We start from the raw sequence: 26507 nt of genomic DNA on the forward strand, positions 1-26507 counted from the left end.
GCCACCCCCCACGGGTAGGTTCCACGCACGTCGGCATGGAGTGACGGCGTGCGTGGAGCTGTACCGCTCCCGCTCCCACCCTCGTCATCTGACGCTCCGTCAATTATGGTGCGCGTCCATGGGAGTCAGGAGCGTGGGCACGGGCGCGCGTACCGTCGCCGAACTCGTACAGGAGCGGTGGGGCGACCACCGGCCGGGGCTGTGGTGCGAGGAGCGGGCCCTGACCCACCACGAGGTGGCCGCGGGCGCGGCGGCGCGGGCCGCGCTGTTCGCCGAACTGCTGTCGCCCCGCGCGGAACCGCACATCGGCGTGCTGCTCGACAACACCCCCGAGTTCCCGCTCTGGCTGAGCGCCGCGGCCCTCGCGGGCGCGGCCGTCGCGGGGATCAACCCCACCCGCCGCGGCCCCGAACTCGCCCGCGACATCCTGCACACCGAATGCCGCGTCCTGATCACCGAGCGGACCCACCTCCCGCTCCTCGACGGCCTCGAACTCCCGGGCGTACGCGTCCTGGTGACCGACACGCAGGCGTACGAGGACCTGCTCGCGCCGTACGCGGACGCGCGCCCGGAGCCGGGACCGGCCACCCCGCGCAGCCGCTTCCTCCTCTACTTCACCTCCGGCTCGACCGGTGCGCCCAAGGCGGCGATCTGCTCGCAGGGGCGGCTCGCGGCGGCCGGGCGGTCACTGGTCGGCCACTTCGGGGTGCGCGCGGACGACGTGCACTACATCTGCATGCCCATGTTCCACGGCAACGCGGTGATCGCCGACTGGGCACCCGCCCTCGCGGCCGGCGCGGGCGTGGCGCTGCGGCGCCGCTTCTCCGCCTCGGCCTTCCTGCCGGACGTACGGGCCTACGGGGCCACGTACTTCACCTATGTGGGACGCGCCGTCCAGTACATCCTCCAGACCCCGGCCCGCGCCGACGACCGTGACAACCCGCTGCGCACGGGCTTCGGGACGGAGGCGGGGGCGGTGGACGCGGCGGCCTTCGAGGAGCGGTTCGGGGTGCGCCTGGTGGAGGGCTACGGGTCGTCGGAGGGCGGGGCGGCGATCCAGTGGTCGCCCGGGACGCCGAAGGGCGCGACCGGACGGGCGGCACCCGGCGACGACCTCGCGGTGCTGGATCCGCGGACCCGCGCCGAGTGCCCCGCGGCGGTCTTCGGCCCCGACGGTCTGCTGCTCAACGGCCACGAGGCCATAGGCGAGCTGGTGAACCGCGGCCCCAACCCCTTCGAGGGCTACTGGCGCAACCCGGCGGCGGACGCGGCCCGGGGCCGGGACGGCTGGTACTGGACCGGCGACCTCTTCTACCGGGACGCCGAGGGATTCCTGTACTTCGCGGGCCGCACCGACGACAGGCTCCGCGTCGACAGCGAGAACCTGGCCGCCGCGGTGATCGAGAACATCCTCGCCCGCTACGAGGGCGCGGACGCCGTGGCCGTGTACGCCGTCCCCGACCCGGTGGCCGGCGACCAGGTCATGGCCACCGTGGCCGGCACCTTCGACCCGCTCGCCTTCGAGGCCTTCCTGGACGCCCAGCCTGACCTGGGCACCAAGATGACCCCGCGCTTCGTACGGGTCGTCGACCGGATGCCGGTCACCGCCACCAACAAGATCCACCGGGCCGGACTGCGCCGCGAGGGCTTCCGCTGCACGGACCCGGTGTGGTGGCGGCCGGAGGGGGAGCCGGGGTGCACCGGATACCGGCTGCTGGACGGGGCGGACGTCGAGGCGCTGGTGGAGCGGTACCGGGCGCGGGGGCGCGAGGAACTGCTGTCGCGGTGAGGCGGGGCCGCGGCGGGCACGGGCCGGAGCGGGCGACGCGGAAGGCCGGGCAACGCAGAGGGCCCCCGCTCTCGCGGGGGCCCTCTGCTGTGGTGCTGTTGTGCGCCGCCAGGGACTCGAACCCCGGACCCGCTGATTAAGAGTCAGCTGCTCTAACCAACTGAGCTAGCGGCGCGTGACTCCCGCCGACCGCTCTCGCGGCTGGCGACAGGGAAAATACTACCCGGTCCTCAGGGGTGCTCCGGACCACCCGCGGGGCGGCGGCGGATGCCGGGGTGCCGCCCGGACGGCCTGCTCAGATGGCCAGCGAGAGGAGCAGCGGTGTCGCGCCCCGGTTCAGGGTGTCGGCGGCCTCGCGGAGCCGGTGGGCGTGTTCCACCGGGAGGGAGAGGGCGAGGCAGCCCACGGCCGAACCGGCCGTGATGGGGACCGCCGCGCAGACCGTGCCGATCGCGTACTCCTGGAGGTCGAGCACGGGCACGGTGGGTGCCTGGGCGTCGAGCCGGGACAGGAGCACCCGCTCGTTCGTGATGGTGCGCGAGGTGAGCCGGGCCATGCGGTGGCGGGAGAGGTGGTCGCGCCGGCCGTTGAGGTCGAGCTGGCCGAGCAGGCTCTTGCCGATGGCGCTGGCGTGGGCCGCGGAACGGAAGTCCACCCATTCGTTGACCGCCGGGGTGGCCGGGCCCTCCGCGCACTGGGTGACGTGGATCTCGCCGTCCACGTAACGGCTCATGTAGACGGCGGCGCCGACCGAGTCGCGCAGGCGGTCGAGGTTGCGCTGGAGCTGGACGCGCAGTGCCTCGTCCCGGTCGCGCACGGAGCCGAGCCGGCCGAAGGCCTCCCCGGTCACGTACGCCCCGTCCGCGAGCTGTTCCACGTAGCCCTCGCGGCGCAGCATGCGCAGGAGGGCGGTGAGGCGCTCGGTGCCGAGGCCGGTGTGCCGGGCGAGTTCGATGTCGGTGATGCCGGTGGTGTGCCGTGCCACGGTCTCCAGGACGCGCAGGGCGTCCTGGGCCGAGTGGTACGGCGCGGTCGACTCACGCTTCAGCGCCACGGTGATCCCCCTGCGCTTTTCGGCCCAGCGCGCGGCTCGACGTCACGCGCATCGACCCGCACATCAACGCAGCCCGGACGGCCGGGCCCCCTCCAGGATAGCCGTCGGGCCGGGGGCGTGGAGGGGCTGTTGGCGGGATTGATGGCGTGATCCGATCCCCCCAACAGTGGCTCACCCGTCCGGCATATGCCACAGGCCTGAGCCGGTGACCCGGCCGGTCCGGCCGGGCCGTGGGATCACAGCACCGCGCCGAGGAACTCCCTCGTCCTGTCGTGCTCCGGGTCGCCGAAGATCTTCTCCGGAGACCCGGACTCCAGGACCCGCCCGGAGTCGAACATCAGCACCTGGTCGGAGATGTCCCGGGCGAAGCTCATCTCGTGCGTCACGCACAGCATCGTGATGTCGGTGCTGCGGGCGATGTCCCGCAGCACGTCGAGGACGCCCACGACCAGCTCGGGGTCGAGCGCGGAGGTCACCTCGTCGAGGAGCAGCACCTGCGGCCGCATGGCCAGCGCCCGCGCGATCGCGACACGCTGCTGCTGCCCGCCGGAGAGCTGGCTCGGGTACTTGTCGATGTGCTCCGCCAGACCGACCAGGTCGAGCAGTTCGCGGGCCCGCTCCTCGGCCGCGTCCTTGGACATGCCGAGCACGGTGACCGGTGCCTCGGTGATGTTGCGCAGCACCTTCATGTTCGGGAAGAGGTTGAACTGCTGGAAGACCATCCCGATGTTCTTGCGGACCTCGCGGATGTGCTTGTCGCCGGCCGGGACGAGCTTGCCGTTCTTCTCCTCGTGGGTGAGGTAGTCGCCGCCCACCTTGATGGTGCCCTCGTCGGGCTTGAGCAGGGTCATCAGCAGCCGCAGGATCGTCGTCTTGCCGGAGCCGGACGGGCCGATCAGCGTGACGTGCTTGCCGGACGCGACGGAGAAGTCGAGGTTGTCGAGGACCGTGTTGTCGCCGAAGCGCTTGGTGACCTTGTCGAACCGGATCAGCTCGCTGCCGTCCACGGCCGGGTTGGCGGCGGACTCTTCTGTCAGGGGGGTGTCAGCGGACAAGACGTCGCTCCAGGGCTCGCATGAGGAGGGAAGCCGGATAGGAAATGAGGATGAAGGCCACGCCGATGACCGTCAGCGGCTCGGTGAACTGGAAGTTCTGCTGGGAGAACAGCCGCGCCTCACCGAGCATGTCGAGGACGGTGATCGCCATCAGCAGCGGCGTGTCCTTGAGCATCGAGATGACGTAGTTGCCCAGCGCGGGCACCACCCGGCGGATCGCCTGCGGCAGGATCACCGCGGTCCACGTCCGGGTCATGGGCAGGTTCAGTGCCGTGGCCGCTTCCCATTGGCCGGCCGGCACGCCCTCGATACCGGCCCGGTAGACCTGCATCGTGTACGTCGAGTAGTGCAGCCCGATGGCGACGACACCGGTGGTCATCGCGGAGAACGTGATGTTCCACTCGGGCAGCACGTAGAAGAGGAAGAACAGCTGGACCAGCAGCGGGGTGTTGCGGATGAACTCCGTGACGACCCCGACCGGCCAGCGCACCCAGCGGGTCGGCGTACGCATCAGCAGCGCCCACACGAGCCCGAGGGCGAAGGAGATCAGCGAGCCGAGCACCAGGGCCTGCAGGGTGATCAGCAGGCCGTCCCAGAAGTGCGGCATGAAGTCGCCGACGGCACTCCAGTCCCATGTCATACGGCACCTCCGCCGACTCCGGTGGTCTCCGGGCGGTGCAGCTCGCCCTGGGACACACCCATCTCAGGAACTTCGCCGACCCCGGCCTTGAGCCGCTTCTCCAGCCCGCGCATGAGCCGCGTGAGCAGGAAGGCGATCACGAAGTAGATCAGCAGGATGTACGTGTAGATCTCCGCGCTCTGCTGCAGCGCGAGCCGCACCAGGTTCCCGCTGAAGGCCAGGTCGCCCATGCCCATCACGGACACCAGGGCGGTGCCCTTGAGCAGCTCGATCAGCAGGTTGGAGAACGGCGGGATCATCTCCGGCACGGCCTGCGGCAGCAGGATCAGCCGCAGCCGCTGCCAGGGCGTGAAGCTGAGCGCGATACCGCCCTCGACCTGCGCCTTGTCGACGGAGTTCAGGGCGCCGCGCACGATCTCGGAGCCGTACGCCCCGTACGTCAGACCCAGCGCGAGGGTGCCCGCCCACATCGGGACCAGCTGCCAGCCGAAGGCGATCGGCAGCACGAAGAACACCCAGAAGATCATGATCAGTGCCGAGGTGCCTCGGAACACCTCGGTGTAGAAGCCCGCGAGGAAGCGGACGATCCACAGCCGGTGGACGCGCGCGATGCCCACCACGAAGGAGACGGCCCCGGCCAGCAGCGCGCTGAGCACCAGCAGCTGGACCGTGACCCAGATCCCCTTGAGGACGAGTTCCCAGAGTCCCGATGTCATCCGCCGCACAACTCCTTCGCGGTCAAATCGGTCATCTCGTTCTTCGTGAAGCCGAAGGGCCGCAGGATCCGCAGCAGCTCACCGCTGTCCTTCATCTTCTTCAGCTCCACGTTGAAGGCGTCCCGCAGCTTCGTCTCCGTCGGGCGGAACGCGAAGCCGCCGCCGTCCGTGTGCGGCTTGCCGTCCACGAGTGGCGCGAACGGTTCGGTCGACTCCACCTTGCTGGACTTCTTGACGACCTCGCGGGTGGTCAGCGCCGTCCCGGCGAAGACGTCGACACGGCCCGCCTCGACGGCGTTCATGCCCGCGACCTGGTCCTGGACGATCAGGATGTCGCTCTCCTTGTACCCGGCCTCGACCGCGTACTGGATCTCCGCGTATCCCGTTCCGGTCGCGAATTTCGCCCCCGATTTCACGACGTCCTTGTAGTCGCGCAGGTTCTTCGGGTTGCCCTTGCGGACGATGAAGGCGTCGAGCATCTGGTAGTCGGGGTCGGAGAAGATCACCTGGGCGCAGCGCTCGGCGTTGATGTACATCCCGGCGGCGACCACGTCGAACTGCTGGGACTTCAGACCGGGAATGAGCGAGCCGAATTCCGTCGGCACGGGCTGTACGCGCTCCACCCCCAGCCGCTTGAAGATGACCCTCGCGAGTTCCGGGGCCTCACCCGTGAGCTCGCCGTTCGTGTCGATGTAACCGAAGGGGATCTCGCCGGCGATACCGAGGCGTACGACGCCCTGGGCCTTCAGCCGGTCCAGGAGATCACCGCCGTTCTCGCCCGACGCCGTGGCCACACGGCTGCAGCCGGCGGCACCGAGCGCGCCGAGTGCCGTGACACCCGCCAGCAGTGACCGGCGGCTCGTGCCGCGGTTTCCGACGTCCGGCGAAGCTTCCTTAGAGTCGTTCCCAATTGGTGGAGCCATGGGCGCGCGGCTACCCCATGCGATGCAAATTATTCGGATTAATTTGCGCCCCCATCCCTCCGGCGGGGGTATTGACCCCGGGTGGACCATGGAACGCATGGCTGACCGTTACATCGACGTGTCCCTGTCCGAGCGCGGAGTCCACTGCACGGCGAAGCTCCTCGACGACCGCGCACCGATCACCTGCGAAGCCGTCTGGAACGCGTTGCCGCTCGGCGGTGACGTCTACCACGCGAAGTACGCCCGCAACGAGATCTACGCCCTGTTCCCTGCCTTCGCGCAGACGGAACCACCCCTGGAGAACCCGACCGTCACGCCCATCCCGGGCGACCTCTGCTACTTCTCGTTCTCCGGCACGCAACTGGGATCGCAGGCGTACGGCTACGAAGGCGCGTCCGGCGTCCGCGCGGGCACGCCGGTGATCGACCTGGCCCTGTTCTACGAACGCAACAACCTGCTGCTCAACGGTGACGTGGGGTGGGTGCCGGGGATCGTGTGGGGGCAGGTGGTGGAGGGGCTGGAGGACATGGCTTCGGCCTGCAACGACCTGTGGCGGGCGGGCGCGCTGGGCGAATCTTTGACGTTCCGCCGCGCGTAGGTCTGGACAGGTCGTGGGCACCTGCGGCCCCGGCGGGGGCTGATCGCGCAGTTCCCCGCGCCCCTAAAAGCACGGCCTGACGCCGGAGGGTCGCCTCGGGCGCGCTGTGGCTGGCCGCGCAGTTCCCCGCGCCCCCAGAAGGCGCCTGCGGCGCCATCGGGGGCGCCCGTCAGGGGCGCGGGGAACGGCGCAGTCTTGTGGCTTTTTAGGGGCGCGGGGAACTGCGCGGCCAGCCCCCACCTGGCCGCAGGTGTCTCCGACCTGTTCAGGCCTACGCGCGCGGGGGCGCAAGCCCCGCGACACCCGCCGCGTACAGCGCATGCGCCGCCCGCAGGACCAGCGCGTCCGCGTGCCGCGCACCCACCACCTGCAACCCCACAGGCAACCCCGCCCCGTCCACCCCCACAGGCACCGTCGCAGCCGGCTGCTGCGTCATGTTGAAGGGGTACGTGAACGGCGTCCACCCCGTCCACCGGCGGAGCCCGGACCCACCCGGCACCTCCACCCCCGCCTCGAACGCCGTGATCGGCATGGTCGGCGTCACCAGCACGTCGTACGTGCCGTGGAAGCGCCCCATCCGCCGCCCCATCTCCATCCGCACGTCCACCGCCGCGAGATAGTCCAGCGCGCTGAACCGTTCACCCAGCCCGACGATCTCCCGCAGCCCCGGATCGAGCAGCTCCCGCTGCCGCGGGCCGAGCCGTTGCGTCACCCGCGCCGCCCCGCTGAACCACAGCACGTGGAACGCCTCGACGGGATCCGTGAAATCGGGGTCGGCCTCCTCGACGTACGCGCCGAGGGCCGCCAGCCCCTCCACCCCGCGCCGCACGGCCGCCGCGACCCCGGGCCGTACCGCGACCTGCCCGCCGAGGGAGGGCGAGTACGCGACCCGCAGCCCCCGCACGCCACCGTTCAGCCCGTCCGTGTACGAGCCCGCAGCCGGCCCGAGCCCCGACCAGTCGCGGGTGTCGGGGCCGCTGATGACGTCCATCAGCAGCGCCGCGTCCGCCGCGTCACGCGCCATGGGCCCCACGTGCGAGAGCGTCCCGAACGCGCTCGCGGGATACAGCGGCACCCTCCCGTACGTCGGCTTCAGCGCGAAGATGCCGCAGAAGGAGCCGGGGATACGGACGCTGCCGCCCCCGTCCGTGCCGAGGGACAGCGGACCCGCGCCCAGCGCCACGGCCGCCGCGCTCCCGCCGCTCGACCCGCCCGAGGTGCGGGACAGGTCGTACGGGTTGCGGGTGATCCCCGACACCGGCGAGTCGGTGACGCCCTTCCAGCCGAACTCGGGAGTGGTCGTCCGGCCCAGGAACACCGCCCCGTGCTCGCGCAGCCGAGCCACCGACGGCGCGTCCTCGTCCCAGGCACCGGACGCGGACACGGTCCGCGAACCCCGCAGGGTCGGCCCGCCCCGCATCAGCAGGATGTCCTTCACCGAGACCGGCACACCGTCCACGAGCCCGGCGGGCTCACCGCGCCGCCATCGCTCCGCGGATTCCGCGGCCTGCGCGAGGGCCGCCTCCTCGTCGAGGCGTACGAACGCGTTCACCGCGGGCTGGATCTCCTCGGCCCTGCGCAACGCGGCCCGCACCGCGTCCACGGGGCTGAATTCACCCTTGCGGTACCCCTCGACGAGTCGTACGGCCGTCAGTTCGGTGAGCTCGGTCATCCGGTCATCCGCCCCTCCCACGTGTGCCCCAGACCTGTGTCCCGACGGGTGTCAGGGGCCGGGTACGTATCCGCGCCGCTTGTCGACCACGTTCGGCAGGGGTTCACCCGCCTCCCACAGCTCGAACAACTCCACGAACTGCGTACCCAGTTCGTCCCGCCAGCCCACCGTGTCGCCGCTCATGTGCGGGGACACGATCAGACCGGGGACCTCCCACAACGGGCTGTCGGGGCCGAGTGGTTCGCGTTCGAAGACATCGAGCGCCGCCCCCGCGATCCACCGGTCCCTGAGGGCCCGGACGAGCGCGTCCTCCACGACGAGCTGCCCCCGGCCGACGTTCACGAAGTACGCCGACGGCTGCATCAGCCCCAGGCGGCGCGCGTCGAACATCCCGGACGTCTCCTCGGTGAGCGGCGCCGCCGACACCACCCAGTCGGCCCGCGCCATCAGCCGGTCCAGCTCCCCGGGACCGTGCACGCCGTCGCGCGCGGTGCGCCCCACGAGCGCGGTCGTGATGCCGAGCGCCCCCAGAGTCCGCTCGATGGCCCGCCCGATCGGCCCGGAACCCACCACGCACGCACGCGTACCTGCGACTCTCCGCGATTCGCGGTGCCGCCACTCGCGCGCCCCCTGGAGCTCCAGAGTGCGCGGCAGATCCTTCGCCAGGGCGAGGACGAGCGCGGCCACGTACTCGGCGATCGGCTGGTCGAAGACACCGCGCGCGTTCGTCACCAGCGTGTCGGACGCGGCCAGTTCGGGGCACATCACGTGATCCACACCCGCGCTCGCCGTGTGCACCCAGCGCGGTCGCGGGCCCTCGCCCGGCCAGGCCCCGCGCAGTGCGCGCGAGTGGAAGTCCCAGATCAGGAGCGCGTCGGCGGTGGGCAGCAGCGCGGCCAGCGTCCCGTCGTCCGCGTACTCGACGCGCACCCGCCCGGTGAGCCTGCCGAGTCGGGGCGGCGGATCGGAGCCCAGCACCAGCAGCGTCGGCTTTTCGGCCATGTTCGGGGAGAGGGGCGCGGTCGAGGGAGTGGTCATCGGGGGGAAACCGTTTCGCAACGAGGGTCCGCTTCTCTGATTCCTGAAGCGTCTGAAGCACTGCTCCGGAGCCGTGCCGCGGGACATTGGGCAAGTCGTCTGAGATGGGCGGATTGACCACGCTCGCACCCGAACCTACCTTCGTCAACACGGGCTTGTCTCCCAGGCGTTCCGGGGAGCCGTCCGTCTCTGTCCCGACGTCCCGGCACGCGCCGGCTTCCGTCCTCCCCCGGCTGCCAGGCAGGCCTCGCGGCCGATCTCCACCACTCGCTCGATCCGAGTTTGGGGCTGCTCATGGACGTCTCCTTCCTTGGTGGACCGCACCCTCAACGGGGTGTCGGCGTCGTCGCTCCCTTCGACTTCGCCCTCGACCGCGAACTGTGGCGGTGGGTGCCCGACGAGGTGTCGCTGCACCTCACCCGTACACCGTTCGTGCCCGTCGAGGTCAGCCTCGACCTGGCGCGCCTGGTCAGCGAGCACGAGACGCTCGGCGACGCGGTGCGCGCGCTGAACGCCGTCCAGCCCGAGATCGTCGCCTACGCCTGCACGTCCGGCAGTTTCGTCGGCGGGATCGCAGGCGAGCGCGCCATGTGCGAGGCCATGACCCGGGCCGGCGAGCTGCCGTCCGTCACCACGTCCGGCGCCCTCCTGGAAGCCCTGGAGGAACTGGGCGTACGCCGGATCGCACTCGTCACGCCGTACACCGTCTCCGTGACCCAGGCCCTGGAGGAGTACGTCGCCGAGGCGGGCATCACCGTCACCGGCCGCGCCTACATGGGTCTGACCAGGCACATCTGGAAGGTCCCGTACCGCGATGTCGTCGACATGGCCCGCGGCGCGGTGCGCGGGGCCGCCGACGCGCTCTTCATCAGCTGCACCAACCTCCCGACGTACGACGTCATCCCGCAGCTGGAGGCCGAGCTGCGCATCCCGGTGATCTCGGCCAACCAGGTCACGATGTGGGCGGCGCTGCGTCACCTGGGTACCCGGGCGATAGGGCCGTACCAGGCGCTGATCGACGCGTCGGCGCGCGTGCGGCCCGTACCGCCCGCACTACCGGAAGAACAGGAAGGTTGGGCATGACGGCTCTCGGATTTCTCTACCCGGGTCACTCGGCCGAGGACGACTACCCGCGCATCGAGCAGCTCCTCGGCAGCGACATCCGCCTCCAGGTCGTCCACACGGACATCGGCGAGGACGCCCACCGTGTGGACGCCCTCCTGGAGATGGGTTCGGCCGACCGGCTCGCCGCCGGGGTCGAGGAGCTGCGGCTGTCCGGGGCCGAGGCGGTGGTCTGGGCCTGCACCAGCGGCAGCTTCGTGTACGGCTGGCAGGGCGCCCACGACCAGGTCCGCGCCCTGGCCCTGACGGCGGGGCTGCCCGCCTCCTCCACGTCCTTCGCGTTCGCCCACGCGGTGGGGGAGCTGGGGGCGAAGCGGGTCGCCGTCGGCGCGACGTATCCGGACGACGTGGCCGGGCTGTTCTCGACGTTCCTGACGGACGCGGGGTTCGAGGTGCTCTCCGTGAGGGGGGCCGGGATCATCACCGCCGCCGAGGTCGGGACCTGGGGGGAGGCCGAAGTGCTGGCGACGGCCCGGGCGGCGGACCATCCCGAGGCGGAGGTGGTGCTGCTGCCCGACACCGCGCTGCACACGGCCTCCTTCCTGCCCGCGCTGGAGGCGGCGCTGGGGAAGCCGGTGCTGACCGCCAACCAGGTCACGGTGTGGGAGGCGCTGCGGCTCGCCGACCGGCGGGTGAACGCGCCGGGGTTGGGCGCGCTGTTCACGAAGGAACGTCCGGTGCAGGCGTAGGGGCTCTCCCTCGCCCCCGCCGCCCCTACCCGTCCCGTCACTGACTCGGGGGCGCTGCCCCCGAACCCCCGGTCCTCAAACGCCGGACGGGCTGAAACGCTTTCAGCCCGTCCGGCGTTTGAGGACGAGCGCGGAGCGCGATACGGGGGCGAGGGGGCGCAGCCCCCATGCAGTGACGGGAAGGGTAGGGGCGGCGGGGGCGAGGGAATAAGCGGAGCCAACCTCCTGTTAGGGACTCGCGGACATCGCGAGCAACAACAGGAGGAATCACCGTGGCGGACCACACGCCCACCGGGACCAGCGACATCCGAGCGGAAGCGAAGGGCACCGCCCCCACCCCCCTCTCCGTCCTGGACCTGGTCACAGTCGGCGCAGGCCACACCGCGACCGAGTCCCTGCGGACCGCGGTGGAGCTGTCCCGCCTCGCGGAGACCCGCGGCTTCCACCGCTACTGGGTGGCCGAGCACCACTCCATGCCGGGCGTGGCCTCCTCCTCGCCGGCCGTGATCCTCGCCCACCTGGCCGCCCACACGACCCGCATCCGCCTGGGCTCCGGCGGCGTGATGCTGCCGAACCACGCCCCTCTGGTCATCGCGGAGCAGTTCGGCACGCTCGAGGCGATGGCCCCGGGCCGTATCGACCTGGGCCTGGGCCGGGCCCCGGGTACGGACGGCGCCACGGCCGCGGCCCTGCGCCGCTCGGACCGCCTGAACGAGGGCGCCGACGATTTCCCCCAGCAGCTCGCGGAACTGACCCGGTTCCTGGACGACGACTTCCCCGACGGCCACCCGTACGCCCGTATCCACGCGGTCCCGGGACCGGTCCAGGCGACCTCGCCCGGCGGTGTCCAGTCCCCGCACCGGCCGCCGGTCTGGCTGCTCGGCTCCTCCGGCTTCAGCGCCCGCCTCGCCGGCACCCTCGGTCTGCCCTTCGCCTTCGCGCACCACTTCTCGGCGCAGAACACCGTCCCGGCGCTCGACCTCTACCGGGAGTCCTTCCGGCCGTCGGCCGTGCTCGACGAGCCCTACGCCCTCATCGGCGTCTCCGCGCTCGCGACGGACGACGAGAAGGAGGCCCGTCGGCAGGTCGAGGCCGCCGCGCTGAACATGGTCCGCCTGCGCACGGGCCGCCCCGGCCTGGTTCCCACTCCGGAGGAGGCGGAGGCGTACGACTTCAGTCCGATGGAGCGGGAGTTCGTCGACTCCTGGAACGCGAACGTCGTCCACGGCACGGCCGACGAGGTCCGCTCCGGTCTCGACGACCTGCAGAAGCGCACCGGCGCCGACGAGCTGATGCTCACCGCCAACGCGCACAGCGGCGCCGTACGCCTGCGCTCGTACGAACTGATCGCGGACGCGTACGGACTGCCCGCCTAGGGCCGGTCGGGCCGGTCACGACCCCGCGCTCTACGGGAGGGCCGCCGCCGACAGGAGCGCGGAGATACGATCCGGCGCCACCGGCCGGGAGTACAGCCATCCCTGGCCGGTGTCGCAGCCGATGCGCCGCAGCCGGGTCGCCTGGCCCGCCGTCTCCACGCACTCGGCGGTGACGGTGAGGCCGAGCCGGTGCGCGAGCTGGATCATCGCCTCCACGACGACCTCGTCGGCGGGGTTGGGCGGCGTTCCGGCGCCGTCCGCGCCCTCGTACTCCCCGCTCTCGTACTGGAAGCCCCGGACGAACGACCCGTCGAGTTTCAGCACCGAGACCGGCAGCCGGCTGAGGTAGGCGAGGTTGGAGTACCCCGTGCCGAAGTCGTCGATGGCGATGCCCACGCCCATGTCGCTGAGCGCCTGGAGCGCCTGGAGGGGCCGGCCCGCGGAGCCCATCACCGCGGACTCGGTGAGCTCCAGCTGCAGCAGATGCGGGGCGAGCCCGGTCTCCGCGAGGATCGCCGCCACGTCGGACACCAGGTCGGAGTCCCAGACCTGCCGTACCGCCACGTTGACGCTGACGAAGATCGGCTCCGCGTCCGGGTGGTCCAGCTGCCAGCGGCGGGCCTGCCGGCAGGCGGTGGCCAGCACCCAGCGGCCCAGCTGGACGATCGACCCGTCCTCCTCGGCCAGTCCGATGAACCGATTCGGCGTCAACGTGCCGAACTGGGGATGGTTCCATCGCACCAGTGCCTCGACGCCGCGCACCACGCCGTCCTCCATGCAGACCAGCGGCTGGTACTCCAGGGCGAACTCCCCGCGCTCGACCGCGGGACGCAGCGTGGAGGAGAGGGCCTGACGGGTCATGCGGTGGGCGTTGCGCTCCGGGTCGAAGAGCGTCCAGCGGGCCTTGCCGTCGGCCTTCGCCCAGTACAGCGTGGTGTCGGCGGCCTGCATCAGCCCGGTCGCGGTGGTGCCGGCCGCGTGCCGCTCGACGACACCGATCGAGGCCGAGACCGACAGCCGCTGCCCGGACAGGTCGAAGGGCACCTGCAGGGACTTCAGCACGGAATCGGCCAGGTCCGCGAGCTGTTCCGTACCCGTCGAGTCCTCGACCAGCAGTGCGAACTCGTCGCCGCCGAGCCGGGCGACCAGCGGGGTGGCCGTTCTCGCGTACCCGGCCTCGTTCGCGCAGCGGGTCAGCCGTTCGGCGACGGCCGCCAGCAGCCGGTCGCCGACACGGTGACCGAGCGTGTCGTTGACCGCCTTGAATCCGTCCAGGTCGAGGTAGCACAGCCCGATCCTGCCGGTGCCGGACTCCTCGTACGCCTCGGCCTCCAGCGCGGCCGAGAGCCGCTCGAAGAACAAGGTCCGGTTGGGCAGCCGGGTCACAGGATCGTGCATCTGCAGATGCCGAAGCCGCGCCTGGAGTTCCCGGCGGCCGCTGATGTCGGAGACCGAGATCAGCACCGCCCGCTCCTCCTCGGGCAGCGGACTGACCGTCACCTGCGCCCAGAGCGAGTGGCCGTCGGGGTGCTTGAGGCGCCGGGTGCAGCGCAGCCGGGCCTGCCGGCCGCGGAGCACCTCGCGGTACGCGTGCCAGGTACGGGCGTCCGAGGCGAGGTCGACCAGGTCGGCGGCGATGCGGCCGACCAGGCCCTCCCCGTCGGAGCCCGTGCCGAGCAGCGCGGCCAGCGTGTCGTTGGCCGTGACGACCCGGCCCTCGCGGTCCACGACGGCCATCGCGAGGGGCGCGGCGGCGAAGGTGGCTCGAAACGTACGGCCGTCGACGCCCGTACCGGCCCCGGACCCGTTCTCCGGGTGCGGAGGGAGTCCGGCCGGGGCGCCGGCCGACAGCCTCGCCGGAAGTCCCGCGGCCAGACCGACCGGGAACGTGGACGAGAGGCCGGCCGGAAGTCCGGCCGACAGATCGACCGGGGTGTCGATCAGGGGCTCTACCAGGGGCTCGACGCGTCGAGCCCGCTCCTCATGGGAAAGGGTCCCGGCACGAAGAGAGCTCGTGACGTGACTCTCTGTGACGGCCGACCGCACGAGGTCTGCCGTGGGCGCCGGTCCATCGGACGTTCCGCTCACCGTTCGCTCCCGCTGTGCACTCGTTCGTCGTACAGGTCTCGTCGAGGGTCGGCCGGTGGTGGACGGCCGCTCCAGCCGTGTCCGCGCAGGAAAGTGTGCCGATCATAGAGGCTGGCCGTTAGGCCTTCCAGCTACCGTCCAGTGTCCCGGAAGGGCACCCCTTTCTGACAGATCGTTTCTGCCCGCACCTGGACAGGTTCCTTCACCGGCCGATCACTTGTGACGTTCCGTGAGTGCTCGGGGTGTCGGCGTGTCCTGGCGCCCCCCTGGTGCTCCCCGATGTTCTCGGTCGGATGTCGGCCCGCTCACTCCTTTGGATCAGATAAACAGGACGTAGGAGAACAAATCGTCACAGGCTGGTTGCGGTATCCCGAATTCCGCATCCGGAGGTCGACGTGCCGCGTCTGCTCCCCCTCAAGGGGCTCACCCGTGGCGGGGTCCGACCCCGTTGGTACGGGCCGGTGTGGACCGGACACGGATGGCGGATGCCCGCGGCCGTGTTCACCTCCATGGCGGCGCTCGCGGCCACCTCCCTGGGGGTTCCCACGGCCGCCGTGCCGCTCTCCGTGCCGTGCGCGCTGAAGCGGACCGCGGCCCACCACTCCGAGGGTGTGGACACCTGGAACGCCGCCTATCCGCGGCCCGCCCGCCGCCTGGACGCGGTGATGGTCTTCCTCTCCTTCCCCGACGCCAAGCCGCTGACCAGGCCCGCCGAACTGACGGCCGACTACTTCCCGGCCACCAGCCGCTTCTTCGAACGGGCCTCGTACGGGAAGTTCCAGCTCCGCCCGCACCCGCTGCGCGAGTGGATCCGGATGCCGCGGCCGTCCACCGCGTACGCCATACAGCGCGACTGGAACGCGGCGTCGCGCTCCGCGTATCTGCGGGACGCCCTCGCGGCGGCGGACAGCCGGGTCGACTTCTCGCGCTACGACGTCGTCTACTTCGTCGCCGATCCCGACGCCCCGGGGGTCGACTCGGACGCGACGAAGGTGGTGAACATGGACGTGCCGCTGCGGGCCGACGGCACGGACATCCGCCGGGTCGTCACGGTGTTCGAGAAGCATCCGCCGGACCGGCTGGTCCTGGCCCACGAGACCGGTCACGTCTTCGATCTGCCCGACCTCTACCACCGGCCCGTCGACGGCAAGGGCGACTGGGACACGTATGTCGGCGACTGGGACCTCATGGGCAGCCAGTTCGGACTCGCCCCCGACCTCTTCGGCTGGCACAAATGGAAACTCGGGTGGCTGGAACCACGTCAGGTGGCGTGCGTACGCGACGCGGGCGGACGGGGTACGCGCCTGACGCTGGAGCCGCTGGCGGCGGGAGCCGCGGTGGCCGCGGCGGGTGGCACGGCGGCGGGCGCGCCGATGTCCGAGCCGGGCTCCGAACCGATGGCCGAACCGATGTCCGAGCCGATGTCCGAACCGGGGTGGGCGGGGTTCGGGACGGCGGGCGGGACGAAGCTGGCGGTGGTGCGGACCGGACGCGACAGCGCCATCGCCTTCGAGGTGCGGGGGCCGGCGGGCAACGACGAGGAGGCCTGTTCGCAGGGCGTGCTCGTCTACCGCGTGCGCGGCGGGGCGGAGTCCGGCCGCGGGCCGATCGAGGTGGTCGACGCGCACCCCGGTTCCGGAACCTGCTGGGACGACTCGGTCTACGCCCCCCTCGCGGACGCACCGGTCGCCCTCGGGGAGAGCTTCACCGTCCCCGGCGAGGACGTACGGGTCGAGGTGTCGGACCGGACGGCATCGGGAGCGTGGACGGTGACGATCTCGACCGGACGGGACGACGGCAGGGGCTAGGGCGCGCGGGGGCCGGGCGGCGCGGGCATGCGAAAAGCCCCCCGCTTCCGCGAGAGGCTTCTCACCGTCTGTGCGCCGCCAGGGACTCGAACCCCGGACCCGCTGATTAAGAGTCAGCTGCTCTAACCAACTGAGCTAGCGGCGCCTGCTGACGTCGTAAACCTTAGCATCCTGATCGGCGGGAGGAAAAATCGATATCGGCGCCGCGGGGAAGGGCTCGGAGAGCCGCCGCCGGGCCGCTGACCGGGCCGCTCGCAGTGCCGCCCACAGCATGATCTCCGGCCCCGGCAGCCAGGGGGTGCGGGTGTCGGGGGCGACCAGCCAGCGGGAGCCGAGGTGGGTGGCGGGGGCCGGCTCCGGCGGCGCGAAGGGGACCGGGGCGGGCACGGTCACCGCGTCCCCGGTGCCGTGGCACAGCAGCGGCGGGATGGCCCGGCCCCGCTCCGAGGCGCCGCCCGATCCCCACTCCTCCCACTCCAGCAGCGAGGGCAGGCGCTGCGCCGTGCCGGGGGCGGCGAACAGGAGCATCCGGCCCCGGTGGGCGGCCACGGGACCCGAGCCCGGCCCCTCGTCCCACAGCCCGTCGAGCATGAGGCGGCCGAACAGGGCGGGGGCGTTGACGACGTCGAAGGCGGACCCGCAGGCGAGGACCACCGGGGCGGTGGGGCGGTCCTCCCAGAGGACGCGGGTGCTACGCGGATACGTTCCTGCCGAGGCGAGCCAGGCAGCCCCCTCGGGAGTGACCCCGGTGACCCCGGCCCCGCCGTAGTTCCCATCGATGCTCATACCACCCAGGTCTACCCGCCGTGATCGCCCACTCCCGCAGAGTTGCGAGAACCCAGGACAGGAGAGGACAGGGTGGAGTATCTTGCCCACCTGGCATATGCCAAGCCGCCCCTCAGGGGCGCGGGGAACGGCGCAGTCTTCGGCTTTGAGGGGCGCGGGGAACGGCGCAATCTTTTGCCCTTAAGGGGCGCGGGGAACGGCGCGACCAGCCACGACGGACCCGCACCCGCCGAACGCCCCCCCCGCCCGGGAGGGCGATCACACCGGATCCGCATACCCCTCCGCGTCGGCCCCCCGCAACAACTCCCGCCCGAACTCCACCATCTTCATCGCATAGTCCTCGGTCCACTCGGCCCGCGCAGCGACCTCCGCAGGGGTCAGCCGATCGAACCGCCGAGGATCCGCAAGCTGCGCCGCGGCCATCGCCTGGAACTCCACGGCCCGATCGGTCGCCGCGCGGAACGCGAGCGCCAACTCCGTGGAGCGCGCCAGCAACGCCAGCGGATCGTCTATCGACTCCAGGTCGAAGAAGTGCTCCGGATCGGTCGCCGCCTCCGCCGGCTCGAAGAGCAGCGGCGCGGGGCGAAGCCGCGGCTCGTTCCGACGCGGCGTGGGCTCCGCCATGACTTCTCCTCCTCGTACAGCGGTCGGCCCGTCCTTGTGGGCGGGCCACCGTCCATTGTCCCTTGACCGCGCAAGTGGGCCACCGGCCCCGGCGCACGCCCCCGAACACCCCCGCACGCGCTCCCTTACGACTCCCACACCACCCGGTGTTCGGACAGATGCGAGAACACCGCGTGGTTCGCCTCCCAGCCGTCCGGGAACTTCACCGTGACGCCCAGCTGCACCGGCTCCGTCGACGGGTGGTCGTCCAGCAGGTCGGTGACACCGGCGCGGCACACGACGATGCAGGCGTGCCGGTGGCGTGAGGCCAGTACGCACAGGCGGCCCGTCTCCAGATGGAAGGCCGTCGCGTCGGGCCGCCCCGACAGGGGGTGCAGGACGACGGTCACGTCGAACTCGCGGCCCTGCAGCCGGTTCGCGGTGTCGACCGTCACCTCGGGAACGCCCAGCTCGGCCAGCGCCGCCCGGACGGCCGCCGCCTGGTCGCGGTGGGCCGTGCCGACGGCGATACGGTCGGCCGTCAGCGGGACCGCGTCGGGGGACCGCTCCGAGGTCGCCGCGCCGCCCCGGTCCAGCAGCCGGCGTACGACCAGGGCGAGGGCCCGGATCGCCTCCGGGTCCGTACGCGGGGTGTGCCGGGCGGGCAGTTCCAGCAGGCCCCAGCCCGATTCGGCCGCCTCGTCGATGACGCGGTCGGGGCCCGAACCGTCCGAGGGCACCGCGAAGGCGAGCCGCCGGTCGCCGTGGCCCGTGCCGCTGCGGAACGGCGTGAAGGGGTAGAACGCGGCCGAGACCAGCGGCGCCGCCGAGGCGGGGAGCCGCCAGGAGACCGGCAGCCGGTGCTGCGGCAGCTCCGGATTGTGCGCGAGGAGGGTCGTCACGGCCGAGGCCGAGGGGTCGTAGGACAGGCCCGCCCACTGCTCCGAGCCGACGATCGCGAACGGGTCCAACTGGCCCGGGTCGCCCACGAACAGCGCCCGCTCGAACAGCCCGGCCACGGCCAGCAGCGCGTCCGAACGCATCTGGTACGCCTCGTCGACGATCGCGTGCCGCCACGGCTCGACCCCCTTGACGTGCGCCCACTTCGCGGCCGTCGAGATGACCACGTCGAGCCCGGCGAGGTCGCCCGCCTTCGCGGACTTGCGCACGTTCGGCAGCTCGTCGAGCGCCTTGTCGTACGGGTCGGAGTCGCTGCTGTGCAGGCGGCCGACGGGGAGGTCGGGGTTCTTCTCGGCGAGTCGGACCACCAGGTCGTCCACCTGGGCGTTCGTCTGGGCGATGACCATCAACGGGCGCCCCGCCTCGGCCAGTTCGAGCGCGGCCCGTACGACGAGCGTGGACTTGCCCGCGCCGGGCGGTGAGTCGACCACGACCCCGCGGTGCGCCCCGTGCAGGGTGTCGCGCAGGATCGCGTCGGTGGCGCGGGCGGCCTCGGCCCCCGGGTCGAACACGGTGGTCACAGAACGTCCTCCGGGGTCACGGCGTCGGGCTGCGGGGCGGCGTCGGTCTCTCCGGGCGGCCCGCCGTGCGTCCACGGCGTGTCCTCCGGCTCGGGCAGCTTCGCGCCGCCCCGCTGCTCGTGCTCGAAGAGCGTGAAGCAGAGCGGATCGCCCTTCTCCGGCACGGATCCGGGCTCGGGCTCCTTGCCGCGGCCCATCTTGTCGAGGATGCGCAGCACGACGAGGGCGCCGCCGGAACCGGACTCCGCCGAGCCGCCGTCCTCCTCGGGCGGGCCGTCCGAGCCGTCCCGTTCGTACCCCACGAACTCCGCCGACTGCGGCTTGCCGCCGAGCGAGCGGTAGACCTTCGCCCGCTCGCCGAGATGCGGCCGGTCGTCCGTCCGTACGGTCACCAGGGGGCGCGGGGCGGCCCGCTTCCCCTCGCTGTACGCCATCACGACATCGACGACCTCACCCGCGAAGGCCTCGCCCCCGAGCCGGCGCCCGGCCATGACCAGCGGGTCGTCCAGGGCCTCCTGGGCTTCCAGCCGGGCCTGTTCGCGCTCGCGCGTGGCGAGTTTGTTCGCCGCCGTGACCGCGTCGTCGCGGCGCGGCTGCGGCGGTTCACCGGCGAGGACGCGGTCCCGGTGGCCGGTGAACGACCAGCGGTCGCGGGTCCACCGGTCGGCCGCGCGCGGGCCTTCGGGCAGGGTCCGCAGCAGGTCCAGGCCGTGCCACACCGCGTCCCAGGTGGGGCGGGTGCGGCTGGCCACCAGCTCGTGGATGTGCCGCTCGGCCGCGGTGAGTTCACCGAGCCGGTCGTCCGCCTCGACACCGTCCTCGGCGGCCGCGAGCGCCGTACGCGCGCGGTCGTAGCGCTCGATGGCGGGGGCGAGCAGCTTGTTGTCGAAGGCCGGGTCGGTGGTCGGTCCCGCGGGCGGGCAGACGAGCTGGCCCTGGGCGTCCCGCTCCAACTCGGCCCGCAGCGCCGCGTCGGCGCCCGACTCGCCCTGCGGCGGATCGATCCACGCGAGCAGCGCGCCGAGATGCTGGTCCTCCAGGGAGGACTGGCCGGTGGCCCAGTGCCGGGACAGCGCGTCGGTGAGGGCCGTCAGGAGCGACGAACCCGGCACCCGCGCCCGCTCCCCGTAGTGCGTGAGCCACCGCCCGAGCAACGGCACGCGCGGCGGCGCGGGATAGGGGGTCTCCGGGTCCTGCTCGGCGGTGCGCCTGAACCGCATGGAACGCCCCAGCAGCCGTACGAGTTCGATGCCGGCCCGGCCCGGGACGATCAACTGCGGTGCGTCCGCGCACAGTTCGACCTCGACCTTGACCCGCTTGCCGGTCTCCGGGTCGGTCTCGTTGCGCTCGGCGGCCTCGACGTCGTCCGCGTAGGCGTCGATGTACGGCAGGACGATGTCCGCGAGCTCGGCGAGGAACGCGAAGCGGAGGTCGCGGTCGCGGGGCTGCGGCACGACGAGGAGGCGCGGGGCGTCGCGGTCCGTGCCGACCAGTGCGCCGAGCGGGGCGCCGGCCTCTCCCGCGGTGGTGAGCGGGACGAGGACCAGGGGGTGGTCGGTGAGGTGGCGGTGGCGGACGGTGGTGAGGGGCTGGGCTCGGCCGGTGCTCACGGCTTCCAGCCTGGCGAGGGTGGTGATCAGGGTCATTTCGACCCCGATCGCCCGGATTGCTGCGCGGTTCGCTGCGCGGCCGGTGGTGTGTCGTCTGCCGCGCCGTCGTGGCTGGTCGCGCAGTTCCCCGCGCCCCTTGCGGGGCTTGGGGTGCCCAGGGCTTCCGCGCGGAGGGTTGTCGCTCTGCGGAGGGTTTCTACCGTGGGGTCCGTGGGGTCGCCCGTGTGGCCGTGGGCCGCCGAGAGGACGTCGGTGACCGTGGTCAGGGCGCCGAGTTCGGCTCGGAGGGAGCGGCCCAGGGAGGTGACCGCGCCCTCGGCGCGGGAGTGGGCGCGGCAGTGGAAGGCCAGTTCGCAGGCGGCCAGGCACTCGGGGGCGTAGGTCGCCGGGACCGACTCGACCGCGGCCGTCAGCTCGGCGGCGGGGAGGTCGGGGGAGAAGCAGGTGCCCTCGGGGAGCGCGTCGGCGATGTCCTCGACACGGGTGAGGCGGTCCAGCTGGCGGCGGGTCACCGAGCACTGCTTGCGGACGTCCACGGCCGACGCGGTGGGCAGGTTGGAGAAGTCCTTCGGGCAGACCAGCAGCACCGTGTGGTGGACCTCGGGCGCGGGGTCGAGCCGGGCCGCGACCTTCTCCAGCGCCAGGACGTACACCGCGGACTGGCGGGCCGCCGCGCCCACCTTCGCCGCGTCCGCCGAACCGTCCAGCATCGGGAAGGACTTGATCTCGACGACCGTCCAACCGCCGTCGGGGTGCACGACCACCGCGTCCGGCTCCAGGAAGGCGGGGGAGCCCGCCACCTCCAGGGCGAGCAGCGGGTGGTCGAGGAGCGTCCAGCCGCCCGACGCGGTGGCCTCGCGCAGCGCCAGCGCCGTACGGGCCGTGCGCCCCTCGGGGCCACTGGCGCCGAGGTCGGGAACCGCGCCGCCGACCGGCGGTTCGGCCCCCGCGTCCAGCTTCTCGTGCACGAGCCGCAGCAGCTCCGCGCCCCCGTCGGCCTTGACCCGCGCCTCGAAGGCGTTGCCCCGCATGAACGCGAACTGCGACTGCCCGAAGGCCGACGGCGAGCCGAGCGCGCTCGCCAGCACCGCCTTGTTCACGCCCGCGCCGTCGAGGATCGCGCGCCGGCGGCACCCCGGATTCGCCGCGAGCGCCGCGAGGGCGCGCGCGTCCAGCGGCTGCGGTGGGACGGCCGGGCCGCGCAGCTCAGCGAGCCGGTGCCGGAGTCTCGTCCCCCGAGTCGACGGGACTGGCTGCCGGTTCGGCTCCCGGCTCGGCGGCACCCGGGGTGGCTGGGACCTTGCGTTGTCGGGGAAGTCGCTCACCCGGGGAAGTCTGGCACCCTGCACTGACAATTGAGGAACCTGCGTCGTGCGGGGCGACCGGGCCGGCGGCCGGGGGACCCCCGAGGGCCGGTGCGAAGGGACGGATCCCGAACCGCGTCCGGAACCTGTCCGCGAGCCGCAGCACCGGCCGGGTCAGCAGGAATCCGACGCCCATGACGGCGAAGCCCGCGACCGCGTCCAGGAAGTAGTGGTTGGCGGTGCCCATCACCACGATCGTCGTGATCAGCGGGTACAGGACGCCCGCGATCTTGGTGAGCCGCGTGCCGCCGTACATCCAGAGCATCACACCGCACCACAGGGCCCAGCCGCAGTGCAGGCTCGGCATCGCCGCGTACTGGTTCGTCATGCCGCCGAGTCCGCGGGGCGCGCTCGCCTCGCCGCCCCACCAGCCGTAGTCGCTGTACTGGGCCATCGTGTCGACGAATCCGTGGCTCGCCGACAGCAGCCGCGGCGGGCAGGTCGGCAGCAGGGTGAAACCGATCAGACCCATGAACGTGGACGTCATCAGCCAGGTCCGGGCGGCCCGGTAGCGCACCGCGCGGGACCGGAACAGCCAGACCAGGACGGCGGGCGTCACCATGTAGTGCAGTGACGCGTACCAGAAGTCCGCCGGGATGCCGAGCCAGGGCTCACGCGTGAACAGGCGGTTCAGCGGGTGCTCCGCGTTCAGGAAGAAGAACTTCTCCACCCGCAGGATCGCCAGGCCGTGGTCGACGGCATGGGTCACATCCCCGCGCGCGAGGAGCCGCCCCGCCGAGTAGGCCCCGTAGACCAGCAGGATCAGGGGCAGCTCGGTCCACCAGCGGAGGCGGGTTCGTGGTGCCGCCTCGCTGACTGGTGCATCGGTCCGCAGCATCCGATTCCTCCCCCTCCTGCTCCCCCGCGCGCAGTGCCGCGGACCAATGTACGGTCTGTGCGCTTCCCTCGTGGGGGCGCCCCCGGTGCTCAAAGACGCGGAGATCGCCCGCCGGGTTGCTTCTCGACCACGTGCGCGATGATTGAAGTGATCCATCCCTCGTTCTTCCGCGGTTCACCCGCCCGAGTTTCCCCGAAAGGCCCTTTCATGGCACCGCGCATCCTGTTGGCCCGCCACGGACAGACGCAATGGTCGCTGTCCGGCAAGCACACCGGCAGGACCGACATCCCCCTCCTGGACGAGGGCAGACGCGGCGCGAAACTGCTCGGCGAGCGCCTGCACCGGCCGCCGCTGGACGGGCTCTCCGGAGCGGAGGTCCTCACCAGCCCGCTGGTGCGCGCGCGTGAGACGTGCGAGATCGCCGGGTTCGGCGGCCGGGCGACCCCCTGGGACGCGCTCATGGAGTGGGACTACGGGGCGTACGAGGGGCTGACGCCCGACGAGATCCGGGCCGACCGCCCCGACTGGCTGATCTGGCGGGACGGTGTGCCCGGGGGCGAGACCCTCGCCGAGGTCTCCGCGCGCGCGGACGAGGTCGTCGAGCGGGTCCGCGCCGGGGAGCGTGACGTGCTGGTCTTCGCCCACGGCCACATCCTGCGGTCGATCGGCGCCCGCTGGCTCGGCCTGGACATCGACTTCGCGGCCCGGGTCCGCCTCAACCCCACGTCCCTCTCGGTCCTGGGCTGGGCCTACGGAGAGCCCGCGATCGAGACCTGGAACGACTGCGGCCACCTGATCCCGTAGCCCGTAGCCCGTAGCCCGTAGCCCGTAGCCCGTAGCCCGTAGCCCGGTCACGGCCTGGCCCGGTCGAGGTCTAGGCAGGTCGCGGCAGGGCCCCGTGCCGTTCCAGGAAGTCCGACACCCCCGAGGCGCGGCGGTGCGGCAGCAGCACCCTGGCCGTCCCCGCCAGCATGGTCTGCACCCGGGACGACTGGACCTCGTCCAGCAGGTCCAGGACGCGCAGCCCGGCCGCGGCGGCCTCGTCGGGGTGCCCGGCGCGGGCCAGGTCGTCGGCGAGCTCGGCCGTGTACAGCGCGAGGTTGCGGGTGAAGTGCGGGTCCTGGAGCCGGGTCGCCCGGCGGGCCTGGTGGGCGGCGCGCTGCCAGTCGCCGAGCGCCGACCAGCACTGCGCCTCCAGGCCGGCCAGTTCGGCGTCTCCGTAGAAGCTCATCCACTCCGGATCGGCGTCGCAGGGGCCCCGCCCGTACAGGGCCTGCGCACGTGTCAGTGCCTGTTCGCAGCCCGTCCGGTCGGCCAGCCCCGCCCAGCCGCCCGCCTCACGCAGCGAGAGCAGCGACAGGAGCCGGGCCGAGCCCAGGGGGCGCGCCGCGTACTGCGCCGCCTGGGCCGCCCGTACCGCCTCGCGGGGCCGTCCCGCGTCCCGGGCGAGGAAGGACGTGTTGCAGAAGGCGTGCGCCTCCAGGGCCGGGTCTCTGGCCACCCGGGCCGTCGCGAGCGCCTCCGCGTAGTGCGAGCGGGCGTCGTCGAACCTCCCCGAGTCGTGCGCCAGCCAGCCGACCGAGATGGCCAGCTCACCGGCCCCGGTGTGCAGCCGGTCGGCGGTCGCCTGCCGCGTGGCGCCGGCGTCCAGCAGCGCGTACGCGGCCCGCAGTGGAGCCGCCGCCCTCCGGTACAGCCCGTCGGCGCCGTGCCGGTCGTCCAGTACGCGGATCTTGCGGACGGCGTCCTCCAGTGCCCCCGCCTCGGCTTCGCCGGCGCGGCGCACGGAACGCGGCGCGGCCTCGGCCGTGCCGCCGAACGCGAGCCCCCAGGGGCCCAGTGAGACGGCCGCCACCGTGGCGGTACCGCCGCTCATGAATGCGCGACGTTGCACGTCGCTCTCCTCGTGGTTCTGATCGTCGATCTCGTGCGGGCCGTACGGGTCGTGCGGGGCGTACGACGCATGCGGCGCGTGTGCCGTTACATACGGCTCGTACGCCCCGTTCGTCTCATGCGGGGCGGACAGTGGGCTCGTGGTGCGTGGAGCGGGCGCCACCTCGGCGGTGCGCGCCCCCCGTCCACGTACCGCCGAACGGGGCACGAAGCCCAGGTCGGTCAGTGTCCGGCCGGGGAACATGTGCAGGAAAACCCGTTCGTACGCGTAGTTGGGACAGCGGATCTCGCCCGCCTCGACCCGCCCGATGTAGCGCGCGTCGCAGCTGACCCGTTCGTCGATCTCCAGGGCCGCCCGCCGCACGGCGGCGGCGAACTCGCCCGGCGAGCGCTGTCCGCGCAGGCGCCGGAAAGCGAGGTTCGGCCGTGGCGGCCGAGGTGGTCGAGGTGACTGGGACGACGAGGTCGTCGGTGACGACGCCATGGCCGGGCCCTCTCTCGCGAACCGTCGAACCATGCCGGAACCGGAGCGAGTCGATCATGCGAGCGATCGGGCCGCACCTGTGTTTCCGGCGGGCACGAACGTACCCGCTGTGATGAGTCGACCACACGGGGTTTGGCTACAAAACGGATATCTCATCCCTGATCTGCCATGAACTGCCATCCTTTGCGGCCGAGTTTCGCCGTAGCCGTTGACGCTGTGCAGCGTTGAACCATGTGGTGTGCTCGATCGAGGAGGGGTTCCGTGGTGGAGGCCAGGATGGAGACCAGGCAGAGCGAAGGCCGCGGGGACCCTTGTGACCTTGTCACCGTGCCCGCGCGGCAGGGGCTGGAGGCCGTCGACATTCTGCGGCGGGGTGCTCCCGCCGAGGCCGTCGGGCCCGTTCTGCACGACGACAACTGCGACACGCTGGGGTTTCTGGTGCCGCCCGGTACGGCTTCCGCGTGGGACGTCCCCGGCAGTACGTGTACGCGGACCGAAGGGCGGGGGGTGCGGTTGGCGCCGCCCGAGCCGCCCGTCGAGGGGTCGGACTGGCTGCTGCCGCCGGGCGAGGCGGAGCTGGCGACGGACCCTGCGGTGTTGCGGGCGGCGTTGGGGGAGGCGGCTCGGTTGATCGAGGCGGCGGACAACTGCCGTTGAGGTGGGCCGGGGGGTTGTGGGGCTGGGCGTCTCGTTGTCGGGTGCGGGTTCGTTGTGGCTGGTCGCGCCGTTCCCCGCGCCCCTTAAGGGCAAAAGACTGCGCCGTTCCCCGCGCCCCTTGGGGGCTGCGCCCCCTCACGACGAAAGATTGCGCCGTTCCCCGCGCCCCCAAGGCAAAAGACTGTGCCGTTCCCCGCGGTCCTTGGGTGGGACGGTGCTGAGG

General features: G+C 72.1%; 23 protein-coding genes and 2 tRNA genes. 8 read left to right on the forward strand and 17 right to left on the reverse strand.

The features are described from left to right. Positions 1-118: 118 nt before the first annotated feature. A complete protein-coding gene (locus ACZ60E_RS17790; RefSeq protein WP_469441457.1) occupies positions 119-1789 on the forward strand; it encodes an AMP-binding protein in 1671 nt (556 codons plus the stop codon). Positions 1790-1890: 101 nt separating this feature from the next. Here ACZ60E_RS17790 and ACZ60E_RS17795 read toward each other — a convergent pair. The 6 genes from ACZ60E_RS17795 to ehuB form a co-directional block, all read right to left on the reverse strand. Next, a tRNA-Lys gene (locus tag ACZ60E_RS17795) sits at positions 1891-1964 on the reverse strand. Between the two features lie 120 nt (positions 1965-2084). After that, on the reverse strand, positions 2085-2843 hold the full coding sequence (locus ACZ60E_RS17800) for an IclR family transcriptional regulator (RefSeq protein WP_384816314.1): 759 nt from the start codon (positions 2841-2843) through the stop codon (positions 2085-2087). 236 nt (positions 2844-3079) lie between these two features. Next, on the reverse strand, positions 3080-3898 hold the full coding sequence (gene ehuA, locus ACZ60E_RS17805; RefSeq protein ID WP_384816312.1) for an ectoine/hydroxyectoine ABC transporter ATP-binding protein EhuA: 819 nt from the start codon (positions 3896-3898) through the stop codon (positions 3080-3082). Beyond that, the gene (ehuD, locus tag ACZ60E_RS17810) at positions 3888-4538 is read right to left on the reverse strand and encodes an ectoine/hydroxyectoine ABC transporter permease subunit EhuD (protein ID WP_384816311.1); all 651 of its coding nucleotides are present in this window, start codon (positions 4536-4538) and stop codon (positions 3888-3890) included. The genes ehuA and ehuD overlap by 11 nt, the downstream gene beginning before the upstream one ends. Continuing rightward, the gene (ehuC, locus tag ACZ60E_RS17815; RefSeq protein ID WP_469441460.1) at positions 4535-5254 is read right to left on the reverse strand and encodes an ectoine/hydroxyectoine ABC transporter permease subunit EhuC; all 720 of its coding nucleotides are present in this window, start codon (positions 5252-5254) and stop codon (positions 4535-4537) included. The genes ehuD and ehuC overlap by 4 nt, the downstream gene beginning before the upstream one ends. Then, positions 5251-6177, reverse strand: coding sequence for an ectoine/hydroxyectoine ABC transporter substrate-binding protein EhuB (gene ehuB / locus ACZ60E_RS17820; protein ID WP_469441462.1), 927 nt, complete (start codon positions 6175-6177; stop codon positions 5251-5253). Before ehuB ends, ehuC begins: the two co-directional genes overlap by 4 nt. A 97-nt stretch (positions 6178-6274) precedes the next feature. Between ehuB and ACZ60E_RS17825 the strand changes: the two genes are divergently transcribed. Continuing rightward, entirely contained in the window at positions 6275-6775 is a 501-nt protein-coding gene (locus tag ACZ60E_RS17825; protein WP_469441467.1) for a DUF3830 family protein, read from the forward strand. Positions 6776-7046: 271 nt separating this feature from the next. Here ACZ60E_RS17825 and ACZ60E_RS17830 read toward each other — a convergent pair whose 3' ends face one another. Continuing rightward, a complete protein-coding gene (locus tag ACZ60E_RS17830) occupies positions 7047-8447 on the reverse strand; it encodes an amidase (RefSeq protein WP_469441469.1) in 1401 nt (466 codons plus the stop codon). 51 nt (positions 8448-8498) lie between these two features. Next, the gene (locus tag ACZ60E_RS17835) at positions 8499-9485 is read right to left on the reverse strand and encodes a D-2-hydroxyacid dehydrogenase (protein ID WP_469441471.1); all 987 of its coding nucleotides are present in this window, start codon (positions 9483-9485) and stop codon (positions 8499-8501) included. Between the two features lie 294 nt (positions 9486-9779). Between ACZ60E_RS17835 and ACZ60E_RS17840 the strand changes: the two genes are divergently transcribed. The 3 genes from ACZ60E_RS17840 (at position 9780) to ACZ60E_RS17850 (ending at position 12672) form a co-directional block, all read left to right on the forward strand. After that, positions 9780-10568: a maleate cis-trans isomerase family protein gene (locus ACZ60E_RS17840; RefSeq protein ID WP_384816638.1), complete on the forward strand. Its 789-nt coding sequence runs from the start codon at positions 9780-9782 to the stop codon at positions 10566-10568. Continuing rightward, positions 10565-11296, forward strand: a complete 732-nt coding sequence (locus ACZ60E_RS17845) for a maleate cis-trans isomerase family protein (protein WP_469441472.1) — start codon at positions 10565-10567, stop codon at positions 11294-11296. Before ACZ60E_RS17840 ends, ACZ60E_RS17845 begins: the two co-directional genes overlap by 4 nt. 272 nt (positions 11297-11568) lie before the next feature. Next, complete coding sequence (locus ACZ60E_RS17850; protein WP_385838943.1) at positions 11569-12672, forward strand: LLM class flavin-dependent oxidoreductase; 1104 nt, start codon at positions 11569-11571, stop codon at positions 12670-12672. 30 nt (positions 12673-12702) lie between these two features. Here the strand turns inward: ACZ60E_RS17850 and ACZ60E_RS17855 are convergent, their stop codons facing one another. Continuing rightward, entirely contained in the window at positions 12703-14760 is a 2058-nt protein-coding gene (locus ACZ60E_RS17855) for a putative bifunctional diguanylate cyclase/phosphodiesterase (RefSeq protein ID WP_469441474.1), read from the reverse strand. A gap of 485 nt (positions 14761-15245) precedes the next feature. Here ACZ60E_RS17855 and ACZ60E_RS17860 point away from each other — a divergent pair, with 485 nt between their 5' ends. Next, positions 15246-16568 carry a M6 family metalloprotease domain-containing protein gene (locus ACZ60E_RS17860; RefSeq protein ID WP_469441476.1) on the forward strand — a complete coding sequence of 441 codons (1323 nt, stop codon included), beginning with the start codon at positions 15246-15248 and terminating at the stop codon, positions 16566-16568. Between the two features lie 71 nt (positions 16569-16639). On the opposite strand, the gene ACZ60E_RS17865 is transcribed toward ACZ60E_RS17860, so the two are convergent. The 7 genes from ACZ60E_RS17865 to ACZ60E_RS17895 form a co-directional block, all read right to left on the reverse strand. Then, a tRNA-Lys gene (locus ACZ60E_RS17865) sits at positions 16640-16713 on the reverse strand. Beyond that, on the reverse strand, positions 16704-17354 hold the full coding sequence (locus ACZ60E_RS17870) for a bifunctional DNA primase/polymerase (RefSeq protein WP_453792626.1): 651 nt from the start codon (positions 17352-17354) through the stop codon (positions 16704-16706). The genes ACZ60E_RS17865 and ACZ60E_RS17870 overlap by 10 nt, the downstream gene beginning before the upstream one ends. Before the next feature lie 258 nt (positions 17355-17612). After that, positions 17613-17978 (reverse strand): hypothetical protein, encoded by a 366-nt coding sequence (locus ACZ60E_RS17875; RefSeq protein ID WP_107016056.1) that lies wholly within the window; start codon positions 17976-17978, stop codon positions 17613-17615. Positions 17979-18103: 125 nt separating this feature from the next. After that, positions 18104-19438 (reverse strand): AAA domain-containing protein, encoded by a 1335-nt coding sequence (locus tag ACZ60E_RS17880; RefSeq protein ID WP_384807871.1) that lies wholly within the window; start codon positions 19436-19438, stop codon positions 18104-18106. Next, on the reverse strand, positions 19435-21084 hold the full coding sequence (locus ACZ60E_RS17885; protein ID WP_469441478.1) for a hypothetical protein: 1650 nt from the start codon (positions 21082-21084) through the stop codon (positions 19435-19437). Before ACZ60E_RS17885 ends, ACZ60E_RS17880 begins: the two co-directional genes overlap by 4 nt. Next, a complete protein-coding gene (locus ACZ60E_RS17890) occupies positions 21081-22331 on the reverse strand; it encodes a hypothetical protein (protein ID WP_469441799.1) in 1251 nt (416 codons plus the stop codon). Before ACZ60E_RS17890 ends, ACZ60E_RS17885 begins: the two co-directional genes overlap by 4 nt. After that, positions 22255-23250, reverse strand: coding sequence for a phosphatase PAP2 family protein (locus ACZ60E_RS17895; protein ID WP_469441481.1), 996 nt, complete (start codon positions 23248-23250; stop codon positions 22255-22257). The genes ACZ60E_RS17890 and ACZ60E_RS17895 overlap by 77 nt, the downstream gene beginning before the upstream one ends. A gap of 207 nt (positions 23251-23457) precedes the next feature. On the opposite strand from ACZ60E_RS17895, the gene ACZ60E_RS17900 reads away from it, so the two are divergent. Beyond that, a complete protein-coding gene (locus ACZ60E_RS17900; protein WP_384807877.1) occupies positions 23458-24054 on the forward strand; it encodes a histidine phosphatase family protein in 597 nt (198 codons plus the stop codon). 70 nt (positions 24055-24124) lie between these two features. On the opposite strand, the gene ACZ60E_RS17905 is transcribed toward ACZ60E_RS17900, so the two are convergent. Next, positions 24125-25627, reverse strand: coding sequence for a hypothetical protein (locus tag ACZ60E_RS17905; protein ID WP_469441484.1), 1503 nt, complete (start codon positions 25625-25627; stop codon positions 24125-24127). Between the two features lie 276 nt (positions 25628-25903). Between ACZ60E_RS17905 and ACZ60E_RS17910 the strand changes: the two genes are divergently transcribed. After that, a complete protein-coding gene (locus ACZ60E_RS17910; protein ID WP_453792701.1) occupies positions 25904-26284 on the forward strand; it encodes a hypothetical protein in 381 nt (126 codons plus the stop codon). The last annotated feature ends 223 nt before the right edge of the window (positions 26285-26507 follow it).

Source organism: Streptomyces sp. NPDC102514, from assembly GCF_055584525.1.

Excerpts from the sequence above, each read along its gene's own strand:
- ACZ60E_RS17900 (WP_384807877.1), top strand. The coding sequence starts at position 23,458 with ATGGCACCGCGCATCCTGTTGGCCCGCCACGGACAGACGCAATGGTCG.
- ACZ60E_RS17840 (WP_384816638.1), top strand. The coding sequence starts at position 9,780 with ATGGACGTCTCCTTCCTTGGTGGACCGCACCCTCAACGGGGTGTCGGC.
- ehuB (WP_469441462.1), bottom strand. The coding sequence starts at position 6,177 with ATGGCTCCACCAATTGGGAACGACTCTAAGGAAGCTTCGCCGGACGTC.
- ACZ60E_RS17875 (WP_107016056.1), bottom strand. The coding sequence starts at position 17,978 with ATGGCGGAGCCCACGCCGCGTCGGAACGAGCCGCGGCTTCGCCCCGCG.
- ACZ60E_RS17905 (WP_469441484.1), bottom strand. The coding sequence starts at position 25,627 with ATGGCGTCGTCACCGACGACCTCGTCGTCCCAGTCACCTCGACCACCT.
- ACZ60E_RS17910 (WP_453792701.1), top strand. The coding sequence starts at position 25,904 with ATGGAGACCAGGCAGAGCGAAGGCCGCGGGGACCCTTGTGACCTTGTC.
- ACZ60E_RS17895 (WP_469441481.1), bottom strand. The coding sequence starts at position 23,250 with ATGCTGCGGACCGATGCACCAGTCAGCGAGGCGGCACCACGAACCCGC.
- ACZ60E_RS17885 (WP_469441478.1), bottom strand. The coding sequence starts at position 21,084 with ATGACCCTGATCACCACCCTCGCCAGGCTGGAAGCCGTGAGCACCGGC.
- ACZ60E_RS17835 (WP_469441471.1), bottom strand. The coding sequence starts at position 9,485 with ATGACCACTCCCTCGACCGCGCCCCTCTCCCCGAACATGGCCGAAAAG.
- ACZ60E_RS17825 (WP_469441467.1), top strand. The coding sequence starts at position 6,275 with ATGGCTGACCGTTACATCGACGTGTCCCTGTCCGAGCGCGGAGTCCAC.
- ACZ60E_RS17830 (WP_469441469.1), bottom strand. The coding sequence starts at position 8,447 with ATGACCGAGCTCACCGAACTGACGGCCGTACGACTCGTCGAGGGGTAC.
- ACZ60E_RS17870 (WP_453792626.1), bottom strand. The coding sequence starts at position 17,354 with ATGAGCATCGATGGGAACTACGGCGGGGCCGGGGTCACCGGGGTCACT.
- ehuD (WP_384816311.1), bottom strand. The coding sequence starts at position 4,538 with ATGACATGGGACTGGAGTGCCGTCGGCGACTTCATGCCGCACTTCTGG.
- ACZ60E_RS17860 (WP_469441476.1), top strand. The coding sequence starts at position 15,246 with ATGCCCGCGGCCGTGTTCACCTCCATGGCGGCGCTCGCGGCCACCTCC.
- ACZ60E_RS17845 (WP_469441472.1), top strand. The coding sequence starts at position 10,565 with ATGACGGCTCTCGGATTTCTCTACCCGGGTCACTCGGCCGAGGACGAC.
- ehuC (WP_469441460.1), bottom strand. The coding sequence starts at position 5,254 with ATGACATCGGGACTCTGGGAACTCGTCCTCAAGGGGATCTGGGTCACG.
- ACZ60E_RS17790 (WP_469441457.1), top strand. The coding sequence starts at position 119 with ATGGGAGTCAGGAGCGTGGGCACGGGCGCGCGTACCGTCGCCGAACTC.